Origin of the sequence: Burkholderia cepacia GG4, from assembly GCF_000292915.1 — a bacterium.
GTDB lineage: Bacteria > Pseudomonadota > Gammaproteobacteria > Burkholderiales > Burkholderiaceae > Burkholderia > Burkholderia cepacia_D.
The window spans coordinates 1,816,273-1,835,968 of sequence record NC_018513.1 but is presented as its reverse complement, the minus strand read 5'-3'; the positions used below and the strand labels follow the sequence as shown (position 1 = coordinate 1,835,968).

Below are 19,696 nucleotides of genomic sequence, written 5' to 3'. Positions count from 1 at the left end.
CGGAAGCGCTGTTGCGCTCCCGGCGTCGTGCGGCCCTCGTGCCAGAGGCTGGCGGGTCGTCAGGCGACCGCGTGCACGCGCTCCATCGTGCCGCCTTCGTACAGCTTGCCGAAGCGGTTCGACAGGAATGCCTTCAGCGACACCTTTTCCTGCGGGATGAAACCGCTCTGCGGCAGCTTCTTTTCGCGGAACAGATCCAGCACCGCGCACATCGCGCCGGCCGTCGTGATCTGGATCGCGCTCATGTGCATCCCGCACACGTCCTTCGCGAAGATCTTGCGCGTGAACACGTCCTGCACCAGCTGGCCGTCCTTCACGCCCGTCACCGTGATGAACACGAGCACGACGTCCTGCTTCGTCGACGGCACCGCGCGGCGCATGATCGACTTGAGCGTGTCGCGGTCGGTCGACAGGCGCAGGTCCTCGAGCAGGAACTGCACGAGATCGCGGTGGCCCGGATAGCGCACCGACTTGTAGTCGAGCGTCTCGACCTTGCCCGACAGCGTCTCGCACAGCGTGCCCAGGCCGCCCGACGTGTTGAACGCTTCGTATTCGGTACCGTCCAGCGAGAAGTGCTCGAGGCCTTCGAGCGGCTGCACCCATTGCTTGCGACCGTCGCGGATCGCTTCGCACGGCTGGCAGTATTCGTTGATCAGGCCGTCGACGCTCCACGTCAGGTTGTACTTCAGCGCGTTGGTCGGATACTCGGGCAGCGCGCCGACGCGCATCTTCACGTCGCGCACTTCGCTGAAGCCATTCACCAGTTCATGTGCGGCGAGACCGATGAAGCCCGGTGCGAGGCCGCACTGCGGCATGAACGCACGGTCCGAACCGTCGGCCAGTTCGCGGATCGCGTGGGTCGCACGCACGTCTTCGGTCAGGTCAAAGTAATGCACGCCGGCAGCCTTGGCTGCCGCGGCGACGTTGACGGCGAGGTAGTACGGCAGCGCATTGACGAGCGCATCGAAGCCCTTCACGGCTTCACGGATCGCATTGGAGTCGGCCGAATCCACGCGTTGCGTCGCGATGCCTTCACGCGACAGCTTGGCGAGCGCATCCGCATCGCGGTCGAACGCGACGACTTCGTAGTCGCCCGTTTCACGCAGCATGTGAGCAATGGTGTGGCCGATCAGACCTGCGCCGACGATGGCGATTTTCATGCGCTTATCTCCTGATGATGGGTTTGGTGTTGGTGTACGGCGTCGAGCCATGAACACAGTTTAGGGACGCGCAAAATCAGTTCCAAGAGGAAGAATGATGCGAAACGACCGATAAATTCGACGAAATGACGATGTATTTCGTCGCAACGACCAAATCATCTAAAAATTGCGTCTATGACGCGCCGCAAACGAGCCGCGGTGCACGCGTTCTGGCAGTCAGGAAGGAACGCGCAAGGCGGGACATGTACGCGCGAAGGAATCGTTGCACGCGCCCATGCAGGCATGGAACGCAATGACGCCAGCGCGGCGATGCGCACACCGGCGGCCCGCCCTGCGGCGAGCGCAAACGGCAGGCATCAATGGAAGGTAACGGAAGAACAACCGGCGCGATGAATCGCGCTACCGAGTCACGCGCGACAAGTGCGGCGATCTCGACAAGCGCGCCGCATGCGATGCGTCATCCGCCGATCGTGCCGCGATCGATCTTGCGCGACAGAATGATCGACGTCGTGGTGCGCTCGACGCCTTCGAGCGTGCCGATCTGGTCGAGCAGATCGTTGAGTCGCTCCGGCGAATCGGCACGCAGCCACGCGACATAGTCGTATTCGCCGCTCACCGCGCACAGCAATTGCACCTCGGGCATGCGGTCGAGCTTGCGCAGCACGTCCTTGCCGAACTTCGGCGTGAGGATGATGCCGACATACGCGTAAATGCTCGCGTCGAGCACGTCCTGGCCGAGCCGCACGCTGTATCCGGCGATCACGTTCGTGCGCTCGAGCCGCGCGATGCGCGCGACGACCGTCGTGCGTGCGACGTCGAGCTGTCGCGCGAGATCGGCGACGCTTGCGCGCGCATCCGCTTGCAGCAGCGCGACGAGTTGCCGGTCGAGGTCGTCGAGTTGGTCGAGGCGAGGTGGACGCATGAGGCTGGGCCGGCGTGCAGCGCGCCGGCGAAATGGAACGTGACGCGATGATAGCGCCGAACGCCGGCGCACCCAAACGGCATCGCGCGCCTTCACGGGTTCACGCGTGCCCCACCCGCCTCGTTCGCGTGCGACGACCCGCGTGCCGATCGAATGCCGTCGCCGCTTGCCCGCCCGACAGGTCCCTTTCAATTTCGATTCGTATCGGATGTAAGCAAGTGTCGCTTTCGCTGCTGCGCCGCATGCAACGTGCTACTAATAAGGTGCGACGCGAGATGCGCGATCGCGGCAGTTGCCGCCGCGCCCGCTCGCACGACACCACCCCGGAGTGCCAACCATGAAGAAAATCTCGCTCACCCTCGCCATGCTCGCCGTGACGGCCGGCGCATTCGCGCAGACCCAGCCGCAACCGCAGCCCGCTCCTGCCACGGCCACGGCCGCGTCGGCGCCGAGCGCCGAGCAGCGCGCGGCACGCCACGAAGCGCGCATCGAGCAGCGCGTCAAGTACCTGCACGACCAGTTGAAGATCACGTCGGCGCAGGAACCGCAATGGAAGACGTTCGCCGACACGATGCGTGAGAACGGCGAAACGATGGGCCGCCTCTATCGCGCACGGATGGAAAGCCACAACGTGTCCGCGGTCGACGACATCAAGCAGTACGCGGAACTCGCGCAGGCGAACGCGGACGGCGCGAAGAAGCTCGCCGACGCATTCGCGCCGCTCTACGCGACCTTCCCGGCCGACCAGAAAGCGCTGGCCGACACGACGTTCCGCAACTGGCTGCACCATGGCGGCGAACAACGCGGCAAGGGCAAGAGCAAGGACGGCAAGGCAGCCGCCGCGCCCGCACAACCCTGACGTCCGCCGCGCCGACGCCGTGCTGCCCGCCCGGGCCGAACGGCGTCGTGCGTCCCGCCGGAAACCGGCGCGTCACACGGCGCGCCGATTTCGGGATAAGCTCCCGGCTTTTCCCGCACTTCCCCGCCATGCTCGAACTCAAGCACATCGATCTGCGTACCGACCCGCAGGCCCGTCGCGTCGTCAAGGACGAAACCGTTGCGGTCGCCTTCGCGGATGCCGACGGCGAACTGATGAGCCTCGAAGGCCCGAACCGTTATGTGGCAGGCGACGCGCTGATCACCGGCTCGACCGGCGACCGCTGGGTCGTGTCGCGCGCGCGCTTCGACGCGAAGTACCTGCCCGCCGATCCGGCGCTCGCGCACGGCGCGCCCGGCGCATACCGGAACCGGCCGGCCGTCGTGCTCGCCCGCCGGATGGACGAGCCGTTCACGATCGCCCGCTCGGAAAACGGCGACACGCTGCGCGGCGTCGCCGGCGACTGGGTGATGCAGTATGCGCCCGGCGACTACGGTGTCGTGCAGGCGCAGCGCTTCGCGCAGGTCTACCGCGACGCATAACATGCCGCGCCGGCATTACGCCGGCGCGCGCACTCACGCAAAGTCTTCGTCGAGCTCGAGTTCCGCATCGCGCTCGACGGCCTCGCCTGCCGCGTGGCGCTCCTCGAGCGAGCCCAGCATCGCTTCCGTATACGCATGCAGCACCGCATGGCTGCGCGCGCGCTGCATCGGCCTGAGCGCCAGATAGCGCGCCAGCGCGGCCGGCACGATGCGGATGTCGAGCGTCATCCGCTTGGGCATCGAACCGAACCGCATCGCGAGCCAGTGCACGGACAGGAATCGCCCACGTTCGTCGCAGCTTTCGGCGAAGCGGGTCTGCTCCGGAAAGAGATCGCAGATCACGCGCGCGAGCGCGTCGAATTCGGCGCTCTGGCATTCGATCAGATAGTCGTCCATTCCGTCTCTCCCGTCAGGCCGCCGCGCGCGGCGCGCGGCACGTCTTCACCAGCACGACGACCAGGATCGCGGCCAGCACGAAATACACGGCCTCGTACCATTCGGCCGGCAACACGCGCAGCTGATACAGCAGCGCCGGTGCGACCGCGAGTGCATGCAGCACGATCGCGAGCGGCAGCACGCCCGCGCGGCCGGCGCGCACGCCGCGCCAGACCAGCACCGACAGCGCGAGCTGCACCGTGAACGCCGCGCAGCGCTCGAGCAGCAACAGCAGGATCGACGGCACCGACAGCGTCGCCAGCATCACGTGCAGCCGCACGACGGTATCGCCCGGCAGGTCCGCCAACTGCGTCTCGAGCTGCCCGCGGCTCGCGAGCCACGCGAGGTACGACCACTGGCCCCACACGAGCACGCCGACGAACCAGGTTTCGGCACCGGCATGACCGATCCCGTAGCCGATTGCGCGACCGTCGCCGGCCGACGCGCCGTAGCGGCGGTTCAGGAACCGCATCCCGAGATAGCGCCCGACTTCCTCGAACACGGCGGTCGCGAGCGCGCTGTACGCGACGAACGCGAGCGGCTGCGTGAGCCAGCCGCCTGCGGGCGTCTGGCTCAGCACGAGGCCGTGGAATGCACGTTCGACGATCATCGCGAACAGCGTGAAGACGGCGACGCCGACGATGGTGTCGCGGCGGTCGAGCGCAAGCGGCTTGCGCAGGGTACGGAACAGAACGAACGGCAGCAGCGCGATGATCAGCGTGGCGGCGATCAGCACCGCCAGCGTGACGGGGGCGACAATCATGTATTTCCTTGTTCGGGGCAGCGCACCTGACGCGCTGCGTGCCCCGAATGATACTCAGCTTGCGGTCGACGCGCGCGCAATCAGCTCGCCGGGCAGCATCGCGACGCGCACGTCGCCGGCCGCGCCGTCGATACGCTCATGCACGAATTCGACGGCCTTGTAACCAATCTCGTAGGTCGGCTGACGGATCGTCGTGATGCCGATCAGCTCGGCCCACTCCGGATCGTCGATCGACAGCAGCGCGGCCTGTTCCTGCCACGCGGCGCCGAACCGCGCACGCAGGTGGCGCGCGATCGCGAGCGCGACCGGCGCGTTCGCGGCGAACAGCGCCGCGCGCACGCCGCGCCGCTTCGCGTCGTCGATGCGCGCGTCGAGGTCTGCGAGCGCCGCCGCGGCCAGGTCGGGCGCGTTCAGGTCGAGCACGACCGTCGGCGGCACCGGCAGCCCGCGCGCGTCGAGCGCCGCACGGAATGCGGCCTCGCGCATGCGCCGCGAACTGACGCGCTCGAACGGCTGCACGACGAAATGAATGGCATCGAAGCCGCGCGCGATCAGGTGCGCGAGCGCCGTTTCGATCGCATCGGTGTTGTCGAGACCGATCAGGTCGGCCTCGAAGCCCTCGACCGTCCGGTCGACCAGCACGGCCGGGATGCCACCGCCGCGCAGCGGGCGCAGCACGTCTTCCTCGGCGCCGAGCGCGTTGACGATCAGCCCCTCGACCCGGTAGGTCGTGAGCAGCTGCAGGAAGCGCCGTTCCATCTCGACTTCATTCGCCGCGTGACAGATGAGCGGCATGTAGCCGAGCGCATGGCACGCGGCCTCGACGCCCTGCAGCACTTCGACGGTATACGGATTGGTCAGGTCGGCCGCGAGCATGCCCAGCAGCCGGTTGCGGCCGCGCTTCAGCCCGCGCGCCATCTGGTTCGGCCGGTAGTTGAGCCGCGCGATCGCGGTCTCGATCCGCTGGCGCAGATCGGCGGACAGCACGTTCGTCTCGCCGTTCAGATAGCGCGAAACGCTGGTCTTGCCCGTGCCGGCTTCGCGTGCGACGTCGCTGATCGTCGCCGGACGCTGCGTGGAAGGTTGCGAATCGCTCAAGTCGTGCCTCGCGACGTACGATCCGCGCCGCTTCGTGTGCGGACGGACCTTTGTTGTTGGATACGAAAGCCACCCGGCGGACGCCGCTGTCGATCAGCGCAAACGCTTCAGCGCTTGCGCTGCCCCCATGCTTCGCGGTCGACCGAAGCCGGCGCGTTCGCGCCCACCCCGGTCGCCTGAAACGAACAGCGATCGGCCGCACCGGACCTGGCACGGATGCCCGTCGCCGGACGCCGCCGGCAGCGTGGCCGGGTCGTGGATGCGACGAGCGGGCGATCATAACGCAGCCTGCCCTCCCGCACCAAGACCATCGACTCTAACGGCGCCGGCGGCCCCACCGGCCGGCCGTCGCCGTTCAGGCGCGCGCGCGCGCGTCGGGATTGACGAGGTTCGTGCGCAGCGTGCCGGCCAGCGCGCCGACCAGGTTTTCCGCGGCGCAGCGCGCCATCGCGTGGCGCGTCTCGTGCGTCGCCGAGCCGATATGCGGCAGCGCGACCACGTTGTGCATCTGCAGCAGCGGCGAATCCGCCGGCAACGGCTCCTTCTCGAACACGTCGAGCCCCGCGCCGCGGATCGTGCCGGCACGCAGCGCGTCGATCAGCGCGGCCTCGTCGACCACCGGGCCGCGCGATGCGTTGATCAGGATCGCGCCGCGCTTCATCTTCGCGAATTCGGCCGCGCCGATCAGGTGATGCGTTTCCGGCGACAGCGGCACCTGCAGGCATACGAAATCCGCCTGGGCGAGCAGTTCGTCGAGCGTGACGCGCTGCGCGCCGTACTGCGTCTCGGCCTCGGCATGCGCGGACCGGTTCGTGTACAGCACCTGCATCCGGAAACCGAGCGCCGCGCGGCGCGCGACCGCGCCGCCGATCCGCCCGAGCCCGACGATGCCGAGCGTCTTGCCCTGCACGTCGGTGCCGTACAGATCGGGACCGATGCTGCGATGCCAGTGGCCGGCCTTCACCCACTCCGCCAGTTCGACCACGCGCCGCGCGGACGCGAGGATCAGCGAGAACACGGTGTCGGCGGTCGATTCGGTCAGCACGTCGGGCGTGTGCGCGAGCACGATGCCGCGCCGCGTGAGATCCGCGACGTCGAAGTTGTCATAGCCGACCGAGATCGTCGACCAGGCCTTCAGCCGCGGCGCGCGATCGAGCATCTGCGGCGTGACCTTCAGGCTCGCGCCGATCGCACCGTCCGCGTCGCCGAGGGCATCGGCGAGCGCGTCGGCGCCGTCGGCCTGCACGACGTCCGCATGCTCGCGCAGGTACGCGAGAACGTCATCGGGCAGCGGCTTGTACGCGACGATACGAGGCTTCATCGTTTTCATTTTCCTTGCAGCGGCGCCGCGAGCGGATGCGCATCGCGCGCCTGGGGTTTGACGGACAGCGTGAGGATCACCGCGGCGACGAGCGCGGCGCTCATGAACGCATACGACGCGACGGGCGACCCGGTCGCGCCATTCAGGTAGCCGACGAAATACGAGCCGACGAACGAGCCGAGCGCGCCCATGCTGTTGATCAGCGCCATCGCACCGCCGGCGACGTTCTTCGGCAGCAGCTCCGGCACGATCGCGAAGAACGGGCCGTACGGCGCGTACATCGCGGCGCCCGCGAGGACCAGCAGCGCATACGAGATCCAGAAATGCGACGAGCCGAGCGCATACGACGCGGCGAACGCGGCCGCGCCGACCAGCAGGAACGGCCACACGAAGCCGCGGCGCGAGCCGACCTTGTCCGACGCCCACGACGCGACGAGCATCGCGATCGTCGCCGCGAGATACGGCAGCGCCGACAGCCAGCCGGTCGCGACCATCCCGAGCTCGGAGCCGTTCTTGACGATCGACGGCAGCCACAGCACGAAGCCGTACACGCCGATGCTCCAGCAGAAGTACTGCGCGCACAGCTTGATCACGGCCGGCGAACGGAACGCCTCGCCGTAGTTGCGCACGGGCTTGATCGTCGCCTGTTCGGCCGCGAGCGCCGCGTCGAGGTCGCGCTTTTCCTGCGCGTTGAGCCACGGCGAATCCGCCGGCTTGTCCTGCACGAGGAACCACCAGCACACGGCCCAGATCACAGCCGGCACGCCTTCGGCGATGAACATGTGGCGCCAGCCGAATTCGTGCACGAGATAGCCTGACACGATCGACATCCACAGCACGGTGACGGGGTTGCCGAGGATCAGGAACGTGTTCGCGCGCGAGCGTTCGTTTTTCGTGAACCAGTTGCTGATGTAGATCAGCATCGCCGGCATCACGGCCGCCTCGACCACGCCGAGCACGAAGCGGATCGCCATCAGCGACGGGATGTTGGTGACTACGCCCGTGAGCGCCGCGCAAGCGCCCCACAGCACGAGGCTGACGAACACGAGTTTCTTGACGCTGCGGCGCTCCGCATAGATCGCGCCCGGAATCTGGAAGAAGAAGTAGCCGAGGAAGAACAGCGCGCCGATCAGCGACGACAGGCCCTTGCTGATCCCGAGGTCCTGGTTGATGCCGGCCGCGGCCGCGAACCCGTAGTTCGCGCGGTCGAGGTAAGCGAGGCTGTAGGTGATGAAGACGATCGGCATGATCGTCCACCAGCGTCGGGATGCGAGATTGGCTGCCATCAGAGTGTCTCCTGTGTCGGCGCGAGTTAGCGCTTCAGCGCCTACTCCCGCCCCATGCCGCGGTTGGTAAGAGTTGGCGCTTCAGCACCTACTCATACCCTGCGGCGGTCGGCGGGAGTTGGTGCTTCAGCACTTACTCCCGCCCTTTCGGGAATCAACCGGCGTCGGCGCATCGCGCCTGCTCCGGCCTCATGCAAATCCGTGCACGAAGCACGAAATGGGTCCGCGGATTGTGCCGTGTCCGGCCTCTCATTGCGCGGTGACGATTTCCTCTAAGCGATCGGCGCGATTGCTGACGTTTTCGAGCCGATCGAGCGCCGCGCGGGTCGGCAAGCCTTCCGAGTCGCCGATCACCTGGATCGCAAGCGCACCGATGCGGTTGCCGCGCGCGACGGCCTGCTCGACCGGCTTGCCGTCCAGCAACGCGCTGACCACGCCGACCGCGAAGCCGTCGCCGGCGCCGACCGTGTCGACCACGTTCGCGACGTGCTCGCCAGACACCGTGCCCTCGCGGCCGTCGGCCATGCGGAAGTACGCCCCTGCGGCGCCCAGCTTGATCACCACGCCACGTGCGCCCTGTGCCAGATAGAAGCCCGCAATATCGGCCGGCGTGTCGTGCCCGGTCAGCTGCTGCCCTTCGGCGAGGCCCGGCAGCACCCAGTCGGCAAGCGTGGCGAGCGCGTTCAGCGTCTTCGCCATCACGTCGGCGGACGGCCACAGCGTCGGGCGCAGGTTCGGGTCGAACGAGATCGTCTTGCCGGCCGCGCGCATCTCGCGTGCGAGACGGAACGCCAGCTCGCACGACGTCGCGGAGATCGCCGGCGCGACGCCCGTCAAATGCAGGTGACGCGCGCCGAGCACGTAGTCGGCCACGTAGTCGTCGCACGACAGGTGGCTCGCGGCCGAGCCCTTGCGGAAATACTCGACGGTCGGATCGCTGCCGTCGTCGTTGCGCGACTTCAGCTGGAACCCGGTCGGATAGCGCGGATCGACGGTCACGCATGACGCGTCGATGCCTTCGCGCGCGAGCGTGTCGAGCACGTAGCCGCCGAACGAATCGCGGCCGACCCGGCTCATCCAGCCGACCCGGAAGCCGAGCCGTGCCAGGCCGATCGCGACGTTCAGGTCCGCGCCCGCGATCCGCTTCGTGAATTGTTGCGCATGCGTGAGGTGGCCCGGCTCGGCGGCGATGAACATCGCCATCGCTTCGCCGTAGGTCACGACATCGAGTGCTGCTTTCATGAGTGAACTCCTCCGTATCCTGCCGGCGTCACGCGGCGGCGAGCCACGCGACTCGGCGGCCGGCATCGCCCGCCAGGTCGGCCGCATCGAACGGAAACTCGATGCCGCGCGGCGCCGCTTGCGGCAGGGCCGCGAGCACGCCCGTGACGAGTGGATCGCCCGGCGCGGGCGCCACCGCGAATCGGCGCGCACCCTCGCCTTCGACGGCCTTGCAATGAATGTATTCGACATGCGGCGCCAGCGCCTGGGCGCATGCGAGCGGCGCTTCGCCGGGCCACTGCCAGTTGCCGATGTCGAACGTCATGCCGAGCGCATCCGGCATGCCCGCCTGGCTCAGCGCGTCGAACAGTCCGCGGAACTGCGCGAGCGCGCCGCCCACCGGCAGCTGGCCGTTCTCGACCACCACGCGGGCCCGCGCACCGCGCGACAGCGCGACGATCTCGGCCGCATGCGCGTCGCCGGCGAAGCCGCCGAGCTGGAATTTGACGAAGCGCGCGCCGAGCGCGTCGGCTTCCACGAGCGTGTCGCGCAACGTGTCGGCGTCGAGCGCGCCCGTTTCCGTATACAGCATGGCCGGCGTCGAATAGACCGACCACAGTCCGTGCGCGGCGAGTTCGGTACCGAGCGCGGCCAGCGCGCCGGGCGTCGCGTCGTCGTCCGACGCGAACAGCTCGCGCCGCACCTCGAAGCCGGTCGCGCCGGACGCCGCCGCGGTCGCGATGAATGCACGGTGGCCCTCCTGACGCACGCGGTCCATCCCGAATGCGCTCGCCACGATCACGATGTCTGCCATATCTGCCCTTTTGTACCCGAATGGAACCGGTTCCATTTGCTTGAGACGGATGGTGCGCTTCGCCTCCGGTGCGCGCCATAGAGGAAATCCCTAAGCCAGCCGACGCACGAACGCACGCCTGCAGACGCGTATCCGGCGCTCCCGGGCCGGCTTCGACCGCTTATCCGGCGTCGTGCGTGAGGCTCATGTCGAGGAACTGGGCGGCCACGCGCGACGGCGCGGCGCCGTGCGGCACCAGAATCGAGAAATGGCGCGTGAGCGGCGCAGGGGCCAGCGAGCGCGGCACGAGCGCCGCGTCCTGGTGACGCAGCGACATCGCTGACACGAACCCGACGCCCATCCCCGCGCGCACGGCCTCCTTCACAGCCTCCACCCCCGCGATCTCGAACGCGACGCGCATCGGCGCGCCGCCATGCGCGAACGCGCGTTCGACGAGCTGCCGCACGCCGGAGCCCTCCTCGCGCAGCACGAGCGGATGCGCGGCAAGTGCATCGAGCGTGACGCCGGCAGCGTAGTCGGGTGCCGCGAGCGGATGCCCGCTCGGCACGATCGCGACGATCTCGTCCTCGTGCCATGCATGCACGGCGGTGCCGGGCGGCAGCGCCTCGCCGGGCGGGCCTTCGATCATCGCGATGTCGAGCGACGCCAGCGCGGCGACCACGTCGGCGGTGTTGCCGCTCATCGTCTGGATCGCCACGCGCGGCGCGCGCGGCTGAAACGCCGCGATCAGGTACGGCAGCAGATAGCTGGCGGGCGTCGTGCTTGCGCCGATTCGCAGCGTGCCGGCATCGAGCCCGCGCACCGCATCGCGAAACGCGCGTGCCTGCGCGAACGTGTCGCGCTGCGCCTTCGCGTACTGCGCAAGCTGCTCGCCGACCGGCGTCAGGCGGATGCCACGGCCGTCGCGCTGGTACAGCGGCTCGCCGAACTCGTCCTGCAGCAGGCGCAGTTGGCCCGACACGGCCGGCTGCGACAGATGCAGCGCCACGGCGGCGTGGCTGATGTTCAGATGTTCGGCGACAGCCGCGAACGTTATCAGTTGATCCGGGGTCATGAGAATGAATTATCGGCTTTCCGGATAGTTTACGTCACAAATCACTATTTTTCATATCGATATAACCAAATTAGGATTAGGGCATCGCAACATGCATCTACACGGTGCCGCCATGCCCACTGCTCCGACTCCCCCTGTCAGCCACGCCGCGCCGTCGATGCGCGGCCAGATGAACGGCGTGCTGTTCGTCGCGCTGTTCGCCGCCGCCGTCACCAGCCTGTCGCAACTGCCGGCGATCGCCGGGCTCGGCCTGTCGCCGCTGATCGTCGGCATCGTCGCGGGCGCGCTGTACGGCAACGCGCTGCGCGACGGCATGCCCGCCAGCTGGGCGGCCGGCGTCAACTTTTCCGCACGCAAGCTGCTGCGCATCGCGGTCGCGTTCTTCGGCTTGCGCGTGAGCCTGCAGGAAATCGCGCAGGTCGGCCTGCCGGGCCTGACGGTGTCGGTGCTGGTCGTCGTCAGCACGCTCGTGATCGGCACCTGGGTCGGCATGAAGGTCATGAAGCTCGATCGCGACGCGGCGCTGCTCACCGCCGCCGGCAGCGCGATCTGCGGCGCGGCCGCCGTGCTCGCATTCGAGTCGACGCTGCAGTCGAAGCCGCACCAGAGCGCGATGGCCGTGGGCAGCGTCGTGCTGTTCGGCACGCTGTCGATGTTCCTGTACCCGCTCGCGTATCACGCCGGTCTGCTCAACCTCGACCCGGCCGGCCTCGGCCTGTTCTTCGGCGGCACGATCCATGAAGTCGCGCAGGTGGTCGGCGCGGCGAGCGACATCAGCCCGGAAGTCACCCGCGTCGCGACGATCGTCAAGATGACCCGCGTGATGCTGCTCGTGCCGGTGCTGCTCACACTCGGCTGGTGGCTCGCCCGCTCCGCACGCTCGGCGCACGCCAGCGCCGACGGCGCGCAAGGCAAGCGCAAGGTGGCCGTGCCCTGGTTCGCGCTCGGCTTCCTCGGCTTCGTGATCGTCAACTCGTTGAACGTGCTGCCCGCCGATGTCACCCACACGCTGAACGTGCTCGACACCTTCGCGCTGACGATGGCGATGACCGCGCTCGGCATCGAGACCCGCGTGTCGCAGATCCGCGAAGCCGGCCCGCGCGCACTGATCACCGGCCTGATCCTGTACGTATGGTTGATCGCCGGCGGTTACGGGATCACCTGGGCCGTGCAGCACTGGCTTGGCTGAGCCGCACATCCACGCCGCGACACGCGCCGCGCCCGACGGGAAGGTCCCGCGGGCGCGGCGCAGTGCTATGCTTCGCGTCGTTTTCCTTCGTCCTCTTTATTACCCACTTTCAGCCGTGCTCTCGTTCCTGCTGAAGCTGCGCACTCGCGCCCAGACGCTGTTCCGCCTGTCGGACGCCCATACGATGCTGATCTGGTCGGCCGTCGTCGGCGTCGGCGGCGCCTTCGCCACCATGGCGTTCCGCGAAGGCATCGACCTGATGCAGCGCCTGATCTCGGGGCACAGCGGCAGCTTCGTGCAGATGGCGAAAAGCCTGCCGTGGTACGTGCGCTTCTGGATGCCGGCCGTGGGCGGCTTCCTCGCCGGCGGGGTGCTGCTGTTGGCGACGCGCGGCGATAAAAAATCCGGCAAGACCGACTACATGGAAGCCGTCGCGCTCGGCGACGGCATCGTGCCGGTACGGCAAAGCCTGTGGCGCAGCGTGTCGTCGCTGCTGACGATCGGCAGCGGCGGCTCGATCGGCCGCGAAGGCCCGATGGTGCAGCTCGCGGCGCTCGCCGCGTCGCTGGTCGGCCGCTTCGTGCACTTCGACCCGCCGCGCCTGCGCCTGCTCGTCGCGTGCGGCGCGGCGGCCGGGATCACGTCCGCGTACAACGCGCCGATCGCCGGCGCGTTCTTCGTGTCGGAAATCGTGCTCGGCACGATCGCGATGGAAAGCTTCGGGCCGATGGTCGTCGCGTCCGTGGTCGCCAACATCGTGATGCGGGAATTCGCCGGCTACCGGCCGCCGTACGAGATGCCGGTGTTCCCGGCCGTCACCGGCCCCGAGGTGCTGCTGTTCGTCGTGCTCGGCGCGCTGTGCGGCGTGCTCGCGCCGCAGTTCCTGCATCTGCTCGACGCGTCGAAGAACCAGTTCAAGCGGCTGCCCGTGCCGCTGCCGGTGCGGCTCGCGCTCGGCGGCCTCGTCGTCGGCGTGATCTCGGTGTGGATTCCGGATGTGTGGGGCAACGGCTACAGCGTCGTGAACCACATCCTGCATGCACCATGGACCTGGCAGGCGCTCGTCGCGGTGCTGGTGTTCAAGGTGATCGCGACCGCCGCGACGGCCGGCTCGGGCGCGGTCGGCGGCGTGTTCACGCCGACGCTGTTCGTCGGCGCCGTGTTCGGCTCGCTGTTCGGGCTCGCGATGAACATGCTGTGGCCCGGCCACACGTCCGCGTACTTCGCGTATGCGATGGTCGGGATGGGCGCGTTCATGGCCGGCGCCACGCAGGCGCCGCTGATGGCAATCCTGATGATCTTCGAGATGACGCTCAGCTACCAGGTCGTGCTGCCGCTGCTGGTGTCGTGCGTGTTCGCGTATTTCGTCGCGCGCGCGACCGGCACGACGTCGATGTACGAGATCACGCTGCGTCACCACCAGGACGCGCAGGAACGGCTGCGGCTGCGCACCACGCAGATGCGCGAGCTGATCCAGCCCGCCGAGACCGTCGTGCCGCTCACCGCGAGCGTCGCCGACATGACGCGCGTGTTTCTCGAGTATCCGGTGAAGTACCTGTACGTGACCGACGACACCGGGCGCTTCCGCGGCGCAGTCGCGCTGAAGGACATCACGTCCGACTTGCTCGACAAGCGCGACACGACCGACAAGACGGCCGCGCACTACACGCATACGCCGTTTCCGCTGCTCACGCCCGACATGCCACTCGCGACCGCACTCGAACGCTTCATGGCGTTCCAGGGCGAACGGCTGCCGGTGATCGAAAGCGAAGCCGAGCCGACGCTCGCGGGCGTCGTCTACAAGACGTCGCTGCTCGACGCGTACCGGCGGATGACGGGCGAGCGCTGACGCGCATGCGGTGCGCCGCCCGGTGCGCGGTGTCGCGTGCGCCGCCGCATCGCCTCGCTGGCCGCCGCGCGCCGGTCCCGACCGTTCAGTCCGGCGCGCGCCCGAGCACGACCCGTGCGAAGAACCCCGCGAGCACCGCTTCGGCCGCGTTGGCCGACACGTGCTGCGGATCGGCCGTGTAGTACGACTGCACGCCGTCACACAGGCACATCAGCCCGAACGCAAGCGTCTCGGCCGGCAGCAGCAGCGGCGTGCCCGCGCGCTCGGCGAAGCGCTGGATGAATTCGGCCATCTGCAGCCGCTTGCCGTGCAGGAACTGGTTGAAGCGCACGCGAAACTTCGCGTCGCGCGCCGCCTGCAGCTTCGCCTCGCCCCACAGCAGCGAATATTCGTCGTCGCGAAACAGCGTCCGGTAGTACGCGAGCGCCATCGACTCCATCTGCTCGCGCGGCCCGCCTTCCTCGAAGATCGCCTCGAAATCGGCCCGCACCGAATCATGGTCGCGCTCGAGCAAGTCGAGCAGCAGGTCCGACTTGCTGTGGAAATTCGAGTAGAACGCGCCGCGCGTGTAGCCCGCCGCGGCCGCGATGTCCTCGACGCTCGCCGCGACATAGCCTTTCTTCAGAAAAATCCTGTGCGCGGCATTCAGCAGACGTTCGCGCGTCTGGTCCCTGCTCTGCTCGCGAGTTAAGCGCTGTGGTTTCATGGCGCGCAGTCTAGCACCAACCTGCTTTCAGATTCATCTTTGCATTCAGATACAGGTGTGTATTAGAATTCGCCACAGTTTCCGAACGACCTCGTTCGACTGTCCGTGCGCGCCCGGCGGGCGCCACTCGAGGCAAGCGCCCGCCGCGCTTGCCGGCTTCGTTCCGCTCTCACCTCATCTGGGGGTTTCGTGAATCGCTCCGGTTCCCGCGCCGCGCTGCTGATCGGCGCAGCGCTCGTCCTCGCCGCCTGTCACCCGAAGGAAGCCGCGCCGCCCGCGCCGCGCCCGGTCGTCGCGCTGCCCGCGCACGCCGACGGCGCCGCGGCCGCCGCCACGCTGCCCGGCGAGATCCAGCCACGCTATGCGACGCCACTGTCGTTCCGCATCGCGGGCAAGATCGTCGAGCGCAAGGTGCGGCTCGGCGATACGGTCAAGGCCGGCCAGGTCGTCGCGCTGCTCGATCCGTCCGACGTCGAGAAGAACGCCGCGAGCGCGCAGGCGCAGCTCGATGCGGCGTCGCACAGCCTCGCGTTCGCGAAGCAGCAGCTCGACCGCGATCGCGCGCAGGCGCGCGAGAACCTGATCGCGACCGCGCAGCTCGAACAGACCGAAAACAGCTACACCTCGGCGCTCGCGCAGCGCGACCAGGCTCAGCAGCAGCTCGCGCTCGCGAAGAACCAGCTCCGCTATGCGACGCTCGTCGCCGATCACGCGGGCACCATCACCGCCGAACAGGCCGACACGGGCCAGAACGTGTCGGCCGGCCAGGCCGTCTACCAGCTCGCGTGGTCCGGCGACGTCGACGTCGTCAGCGACGTGCCCGAGGCCGCGCTCGCGTCGCTCGCGCCCGGTCACGCGGCGAGCGTCACGCTGCCGTCGCTGCCGGGCCGCGCGTTCGCGGCGAAGGTGCGCGAAATCGCGCCGGCCGCCGATCCGCAAAGCCGCACCTATCGCGTGAAGCTCACGCTCGCCGCACCCGACCCGGCCGTCCGCCTCGGCATGACCGCGAACGTCGCGTTCGACGGCATGGCGTCCGCGGGCAACGCGCCGAGCATCACGCTGCCCGCGACCGCACTGTTCCACGACGGCCCGCATCCGGCCGTATGGGTCGTGCGCACAAAGGACGACACGCTTGAGCTGCGCCGCGTCGACGTCGCGCGCTTCAACGAGCGCACCGTCACCGTGGCGCACGGGCTGCAGCCCGGCGAGCGCGTCGTGCTGCAGGGCGTGCATACGGTCAGCGCGGGCGAGAAGGTACGCGCGGTCGCGCCGCTGCATCCGGAGGACGTCGCGTCATGAGCGCTCCCCGCGAAGAAGGCCGGTTCAACCTGTCGGCATGGGCGCTGCGCCACCAGGCACTGGTCGTCTACCTGATCGCGCTCGCGACACTCGCGGGCATCCTCGCGTACACGCGGCTCGCACAATCCGAAGACCCGCCGTTCACGTTCCGCGTGATGGTGATCCGCACCTTCTGGCCCGGCGCGAGCGCGCGGCAGGTGCAGGAGCAGGTGACCGACCGGATCGGCCGCAAGCTGCAGGAAACGCCCGCGATCGACTTCCTGCGCAGCTATTCGCGCCCCGGCGAATCGCTGATCTTCTTCACGATGAAGGATTCGGCGCCCGTGAAGGACGTGCCCGAGACCTGGTACCAGATCCGCAAGAAGGTCGGCGACATCGGCTATACGCTGCCGCCCGGCGTGCAGGGCCCGTTCTTCAACGACGAGTTCGGCGACGTCTACACCAACATCTGGACGCTCGAAGGCGACGGCTTCACGCCTGCGCAGCTCCACGACTATGCGGACCAGTTGCGCACCGTGCTGCTGCGCGTGCCGGGCGTCGGCAAGGTCGACTACTTCGGCGACCCTGACCAGCGGATCTTCATCGAGGTGAACAACGCGCAGCTCACGCGCCTCGGCATCTCGCCGCAGCAGCTCGGGCAGGCGATCAACGCGCAGAACGACATCTCGTCGGCCGGCGTGCTGACGACCGCCGACGATCGCGTGTTCGTGCGGCCGAGCGGCCAGTTCGACAATGTCGCCGCGATCGCCGACACGCTGATCCGCATCAACGGCCGCACGTTCCGGCTCGGCGATCTCGCCACCGTGAAGCGCGGCTACGACGATCCGACCGTCACGCAGATGCGGACGGCCGGTCCTGGCGCGAGCGGCCATGCCGTGTTGGGCATCGGGGTGACGATGCAGCCGGGCGGCGACGTGATCCGCCTCGGCAAGGCACTCGATGCCGAATCGAAGCAGCTGCAGGCGCAATTGCCGGCCGGCCTCAAGCTGACTCTGGTGTCGAGCATGCCGCATGCGGTGTCGCATTCCGTCGACGATTTCCTCGAAGCCGTCGCCGAAGCCGTCGCGATCGTGCTGGTCGTGAGCCTCGTGTCGCTCGGCCTGCGCACCGGGATGGTCGTCGTGATCTCGATTCCGGTCGTGCTCGCCGTCACCGCCCTCTTCATGTACCTGTTCGACATCGGGCTGCACAAGGTGTCGCTCGGCACGCTGGTGCTCGCGCTCGGGCTGCTCGTCGACGACGCGATCATCGCGGTCGAGATGATGGCCGTGAAGCTCGAGCAGGGCTACAGCCGCGCACGCGCCGCCGCGTTCGCGTACACGAGCACCGCCTTTCCGATGCTGACGGGCACGCTCGTCACGGTGTCGGGCTTCCTGCCGATCGCGCTCGCGAAATCGAGCACCGGCGAGTACACGCGCTCGATCTTCGAGGTGTCGGCGATCGCGCTGATCGCGTCGTGGTTCGCGGCCGTCGTGCTGATCCCGCTGCTCGGCTATCACCTGCTGCCCGAGCGCAAGAAGCACGCGCACGAAGCGCACCTGCCGGACGATCACGAGCACGACATCTACGACACGCGTTTCTACCAGCGGCTGCGCGGCTGGATCGACTGGTGCATCGAGCGGCGCTTCGTCGTGCTGCTGATCACCGGCGCGCTGTTCGTCGTCGCGCTGATGGGCTTCTCGCTCGTGCCGCAGCAGTTCTTCCCGAGCTCCGATCGCCCCGAGCTGCTGGTCGACCTGCGGCTGCCCGAAGGCGCATCGTTCGCGGCGACGCTGCGCGAGACCGAACGCCTCGAGAAGGTGCTCGACAAGCGGCCCGAGATCGACCATTCGGTGAACTTCGTCGGCAGCGGCGCACCGCGCTTCTACCTGCCGCTCGACCAGCAGCTGCAATTGCCGAACTTCGCGCAGTTCGTCGTCACCGCGAAATCGGTCAAGGATCGCGAGAAGCTCGCGACCTGGCTCGAAACCACGCTGCGCGACACGTTCCCGGCCGTGCGCTGGCGCCTGTCGCGGCTCGAGAACGGGCCGCCCGTCGGCTACCCCGTGCAGTTCCGCGTGAGCGGCGACGATATCGCGACGGTGCGCTCGATCGCCGAGAAAGTCGCGGCGACGATGCGCGGCGACGCCCGCGCCGTGAACGTGCAGTTCGACTGGGACGAGCCGGCGGAGCGCTCGGTGCGCTTCGAACTCGACCAGAAGAAGGCGCGCGAGCTGAACGTCACGTCGCAGGACGTATCGAGCTTCCTCGCGATGACGCTGTCCGGCACGACCGTCACGCAGTATCGCGAACGCGACAAGCTGATCGCGGTCGACCTGCGCGCGCCGCGTCCCGATCGCGTCGACCCCGCGAAGCTCACGGGCCTCGCGATGCCCACCGCGAACGGCCCCGTGCCGCTCGGCTCGCTCGGCCGCTTCACGCCGACGCTCGAATACGGCGTCGTGTGGGAGCGCGATCGCCAGCCGACCATCACCGTGCAGTCCGACGTGCGCGCCGGCGCACAGGGCATCGACGTCACGCATGCGATCGACGGCAAGCTGAATGCGTTGCGCGCGCAACTGCCGGTCGGCTATCAGATCAACATCGGCGGGTCGGTCGAGGAGAGCGCGAAGGCGCAGACGTCGATCAACGCGCAGATGCCGCTGATGGCGATCGCCGTGTTCACGCTGCTGATGATCCAGCTGCAGAGCTTCTCGCGCGTGCTGATGGTCGTGCTGACCGCGCCGCTCGGGCTGATCGGCGTGGTCGGCACGCTGCTGCTGTTCGGCCAGCCGTTTGGCTTCGTCGCGATGCTCGGCGTGATCGCGATGTTCGGGATCATCATGCGCAACTCGGTGATTCTGGTCGACCAGATCGAGCAGGACATCGCGGCCGGCCACGGACGCTTCGACGCGATCGTCGGCGCGACCGTACGGCGCTTCCGCCCGATCACGCTGACGGCCGCGGCCGCCGTGCTCGCACTGATCCCGCTCTTGCGCTCGAACTTCTTCGGGCCGATGGCGACCGCGCTGATGGGCGGGATCACGAGCGCGACCGTGCTGACGCTGTTCTACCTGCCCGCGCTGTACGCCGCGTGGTTCCGCGTGAAGCGCGACGAACGCGACCCGCGCGACGGCCCGCCGCACGGCGGCACGCCTGCCGCACCGTCGGGAGCCTGATC

General features: G+C 68.2%; 17 protein-coding genes. 6 read left to right on the top strand and 11 right to left on the bottom strand.

All coding sequences use genetic code 11. The annotated features are described in order from the left end of the window. Positions 1-59: 59 nt before the first annotated feature. Together GEM_RS08400 and GEM_RS08395 are read right to left on the bottom strand one after the other, a co-directional pair. The gene (locus GEM_RS08400; RefSeq protein ID WP_014896981.1) at positions 60-1,160 is read right to left on the bottom strand and encodes a saccharopine dehydrogenase family protein; all 1,101 of its coding nucleotides are present in this window, start codon (positions 1,158-1,160) and stop codon (positions 60-62) included. A 457-nt stretch (positions 1,161-1,617) separates the two neighbouring features. After that, positions 1,618-2,082, bottom strand: a complete 465-nt coding sequence (locus tag GEM_RS08395) for an Lrp/AsnC family transcriptional regulator (RefSeq protein WP_006481526.1) — start codon at positions 2,080-2,082, stop codon at positions 1,618-1,620. Between the two features lie 337 nt (positions 2,083-2,419). On the opposite strand from GEM_RS08395, the gene GEM_RS08390 reads away from it, so the two are divergent. Together GEM_RS08390 and GEM_RS08385 are read left to right on the top strand one after the other, a co-directional pair. Continuing rightward, positions 2,420-2,941: a Spy/CpxP family protein refolding chaperone gene (locus GEM_RS08390; RefSeq protein ID WP_014896980.1), complete on the top strand. Its 522-nt coding sequence runs from the start codon at positions 2,420-2,422 to the stop codon at positions 2,939-2,941. Positions 2,942-3,069: 128 nt separating this feature from the next. Next, positions 3,070-3,501, top strand: a complete 432-nt coding sequence (locus GEM_RS08385; protein WP_014896979.1) for a PGDYG domain-containing protein — start codon at positions 3,070-3,072, stop codon at positions 3,499-3,501. A gap of 33 nt (positions 3,502-3,534) precedes the next feature. Here the strand turns inward: GEM_RS08385 and GEM_RS08380 are convergent, their stop codons facing one another. The 8 genes from GEM_RS08380 to GEM_RS08345 form a co-directional block, all read right to left on the bottom strand. Then, positions 3,535-3,897, bottom strand: a complete 363-nt coding sequence (locus GEM_RS08380; RefSeq protein ID WP_014896978.1) for a DUF3022 domain-containing protein — start codon at positions 3,895-3,897, stop codon at positions 3,535-3,537. A gap of 13 nt (positions 3,898-3,910) precedes the next feature. Beyond that, positions 3,911-4,699 carry a YhfC family intramembrane metalloprotease gene (locus GEM_RS08375; protein WP_014896977.1) on the bottom strand — a complete coding sequence of 263 codons (789 nt, stop codon included), beginning with the start codon at positions 4,697-4,699 and terminating at the stop codon, positions 3,911-3,913. Positions 4,700-4,753: 54 nt separating this feature from the next. Continuing rightward, a complete protein-coding gene (locus GEM_RS08370; RefSeq protein WP_014896976.1) occupies positions 4,754-5,797 on the bottom strand; it encodes a LacI family DNA-binding transcriptional regulator in 1,044 nt (347 codons plus the stop codon). Between the two features lie 355 nt (positions 5,798-6,152). Then, positions 6,153-7,118 (bottom strand): 2-hydroxyacid dehydrogenase, encoded by a 966-nt coding sequence (locus GEM_RS08365; RefSeq protein ID WP_014896975.1) that lies wholly within the window; start codon positions 7,116-7,118, stop codon positions 6,153-6,155. Positions 7,119-7,123: 5 nt separating this feature from the next. Further along, positions 7,124-8,404: an MFS transporter gene (locus GEM_RS08360; RefSeq protein ID WP_014896974.1), complete on the bottom strand. Its 1,281-nt coding sequence runs from the start codon at positions 8,402-8,404 to the stop codon at positions 7,124-7,126. Positions 8,405-8,653: 249 nt separating this feature from the next. Further along, a complete protein-coding gene (locus GEM_RS08355) occupies positions 8,654-9,646 on the bottom strand; it encodes a sugar kinase (protein WP_014896973.1) in 993 nt (330 codons plus the stop codon). A gap of 28 nt (positions 9,647-9,674) precedes the next feature. Next, a complete protein-coding gene (locus GEM_RS08350; RefSeq protein ID WP_014896972.1) occupies positions 9,675-10,439 on the bottom strand; it encodes a sugar phosphate isomerase/epimerase family protein in 765 nt (254 codons plus the stop codon). A 160-nt stretch (positions 10,440-10,599) separates the two neighbouring features. After that, complete coding sequence (locus GEM_RS08345; protein WP_014896971.1) at positions 10,600-11,493, bottom strand: LysR family transcriptional regulator; 894 nt, start codon at positions 11,491-11,493, stop codon at positions 10,600-10,602. A 112-nt stretch (positions 11,494-11,605) separates the two neighbouring features. On the opposite strand from GEM_RS08345, the gene GEM_RS08340 reads away from it, so the two are divergent. Then, positions 11,606-12,682 carry a YeiH family protein gene (locus tag GEM_RS08340; RefSeq protein WP_051137969.1) on the top strand — a complete coding sequence of 359 codons (1,077 nt, stop codon included), beginning with the start codon at positions 11,606-11,608 and terminating at the stop codon, positions 12,680-12,682. Positions 12,683-12,797: 115 nt separating this feature from the next. Continuing rightward, entirely contained in the window at positions 12,798-14,531 is a 1,734-nt protein-coding gene (locus GEM_RS08335) for a ClcB-like voltage-gated chloride channel protein (protein ID WP_014896969.1), read from the top strand. Positions 14,532-14,616: 85 nt separating this feature from the next. Here GEM_RS08335 and GEM_RS08330 read toward each other — a convergent pair whose 3' ends face one another. Further along, positions 14,617-15,237: a TetR/AcrR family transcriptional regulator gene (locus tag GEM_RS08330; protein ID WP_014896968.1), complete on the bottom strand. Its 621-nt coding sequence runs from the start codon at positions 15,235-15,237 to the stop codon at positions 14,617-14,619. Between the two features lie 189 nt (positions 15,238-15,426). On the opposite strand from GEM_RS08330, the gene GEM_RS08325 reads away from it, so the two are divergent. Together GEM_RS08325 and GEM_RS08320 are read left to right on the top strand one after the other, a co-directional pair. After that, positions 15,427-16,536: an efflux RND transporter periplasmic adaptor subunit gene (locus GEM_RS08325; protein WP_014896967.1), complete on the top strand. Its 1,110-nt coding sequence runs from the start codon at positions 15,427-15,429 to the stop codon at positions 16,534-16,536. Beyond that, positions 16,533-19,694, top strand: coding sequence for an efflux RND transporter permease subunit (locus tag GEM_RS08320; protein ID WP_014896966.1), 3,162 nt, complete (start codon positions 16,533-16,535; stop codon positions 19,692-19,694). The genes GEM_RS08325 and GEM_RS08320 overlap by 4 nt, the downstream gene beginning before the upstream one ends. Positions 19,695-19,696 lie beyond the last annotated feature (2 nt).

Coding starts and splice junctions, on each gene's coding strand:
- GEM_RS08400 (WP_014896981.1), bottom strand. CDS start 1,160: ATGAAAATCGCCATCGTCGGCGCAGGTCTGATCGGCCACACCATTGCT.
- GEM_RS08395 (WP_006481526.1), bottom strand. CDS start 2,082: ATGCGTCCACCTCGCCTCGACCAACTCGACGACCTCGACCGGCAACTC.
- GEM_RS08390 (WP_014896980.1), top strand. CDS start 2,420: ATGAAGAAAATCTCGCTCACCCTCGCCATGCTCGCCGTGACGGCCGGC.
- GEM_RS08385 (WP_014896979.1), top strand. CDS start 3,070: ATGCTCGAACTCAAGCACATCGATCTGCGTACCGACCCGCAGGCCCGT.
- GEM_RS08380 (WP_014896978.1), bottom strand. CDS start 3,897: ATGGACGACTATCTGATCGAATGCCAGAGCGCCGAATTCGACGCGCTC.
- GEM_RS08375 (WP_014896977.1), bottom strand. CDS start 4,699: ATGATTGTCGCCCCCGTCACGCTGGCGGTGCTGATCGCCGCCACGCTG.
- GEM_RS08365 (WP_014896975.1), bottom strand. CDS start 7,118: ATGAAGCCTCGTATCGTCGCGTACAAGCCGCTGCCCGATGACGTTCTC.
- GEM_RS08360 (WP_014896974.1), bottom strand. CDS start 8,404: ATGGCAGCCAATCTCGCATCCCGACGCTGGTGGACGATCATGCCGATC.
- GEM_RS08355 (WP_014896973.1), bottom strand. CDS start 9,646: ATGAAAGCAGCACTCGATGTCGTGACCTACGGCGAAGCGATGGCGATG.
- GEM_RS08350 (WP_014896972.1), bottom strand. CDS start 10,439: ATGGCAGACATCGTGATCGTGGCGAGCGCATTCGGGATGGACCGCGTG.
- GEM_RS08345 (WP_014896971.1), bottom strand. CDS start 11,493: ATGACCCCGGATCAACTGATAACGTTCGCGGCTGTCGCCGAACATCTG.
- GEM_RS08340 (WP_051137969.1), top strand. CDS start 11,606: ATGCCCACTGCTCCGACTCCCCCTGTCAGCCACGCCGCGCCGTCGATG.
- GEM_RS08330 (WP_014896968.1), bottom strand. CDS start 15,237: ATGAAACCACAGCGCTTAACTCGCGAGCAGAGCAGGGACCAGACGCGC.
- GEM_RS08320 (WP_014896966.1), top strand. CDS start 16,533: ATGAGCGCTCCCCGCGAAGAAGGCCGGTTCAACCTGTCGGCATGGGCG.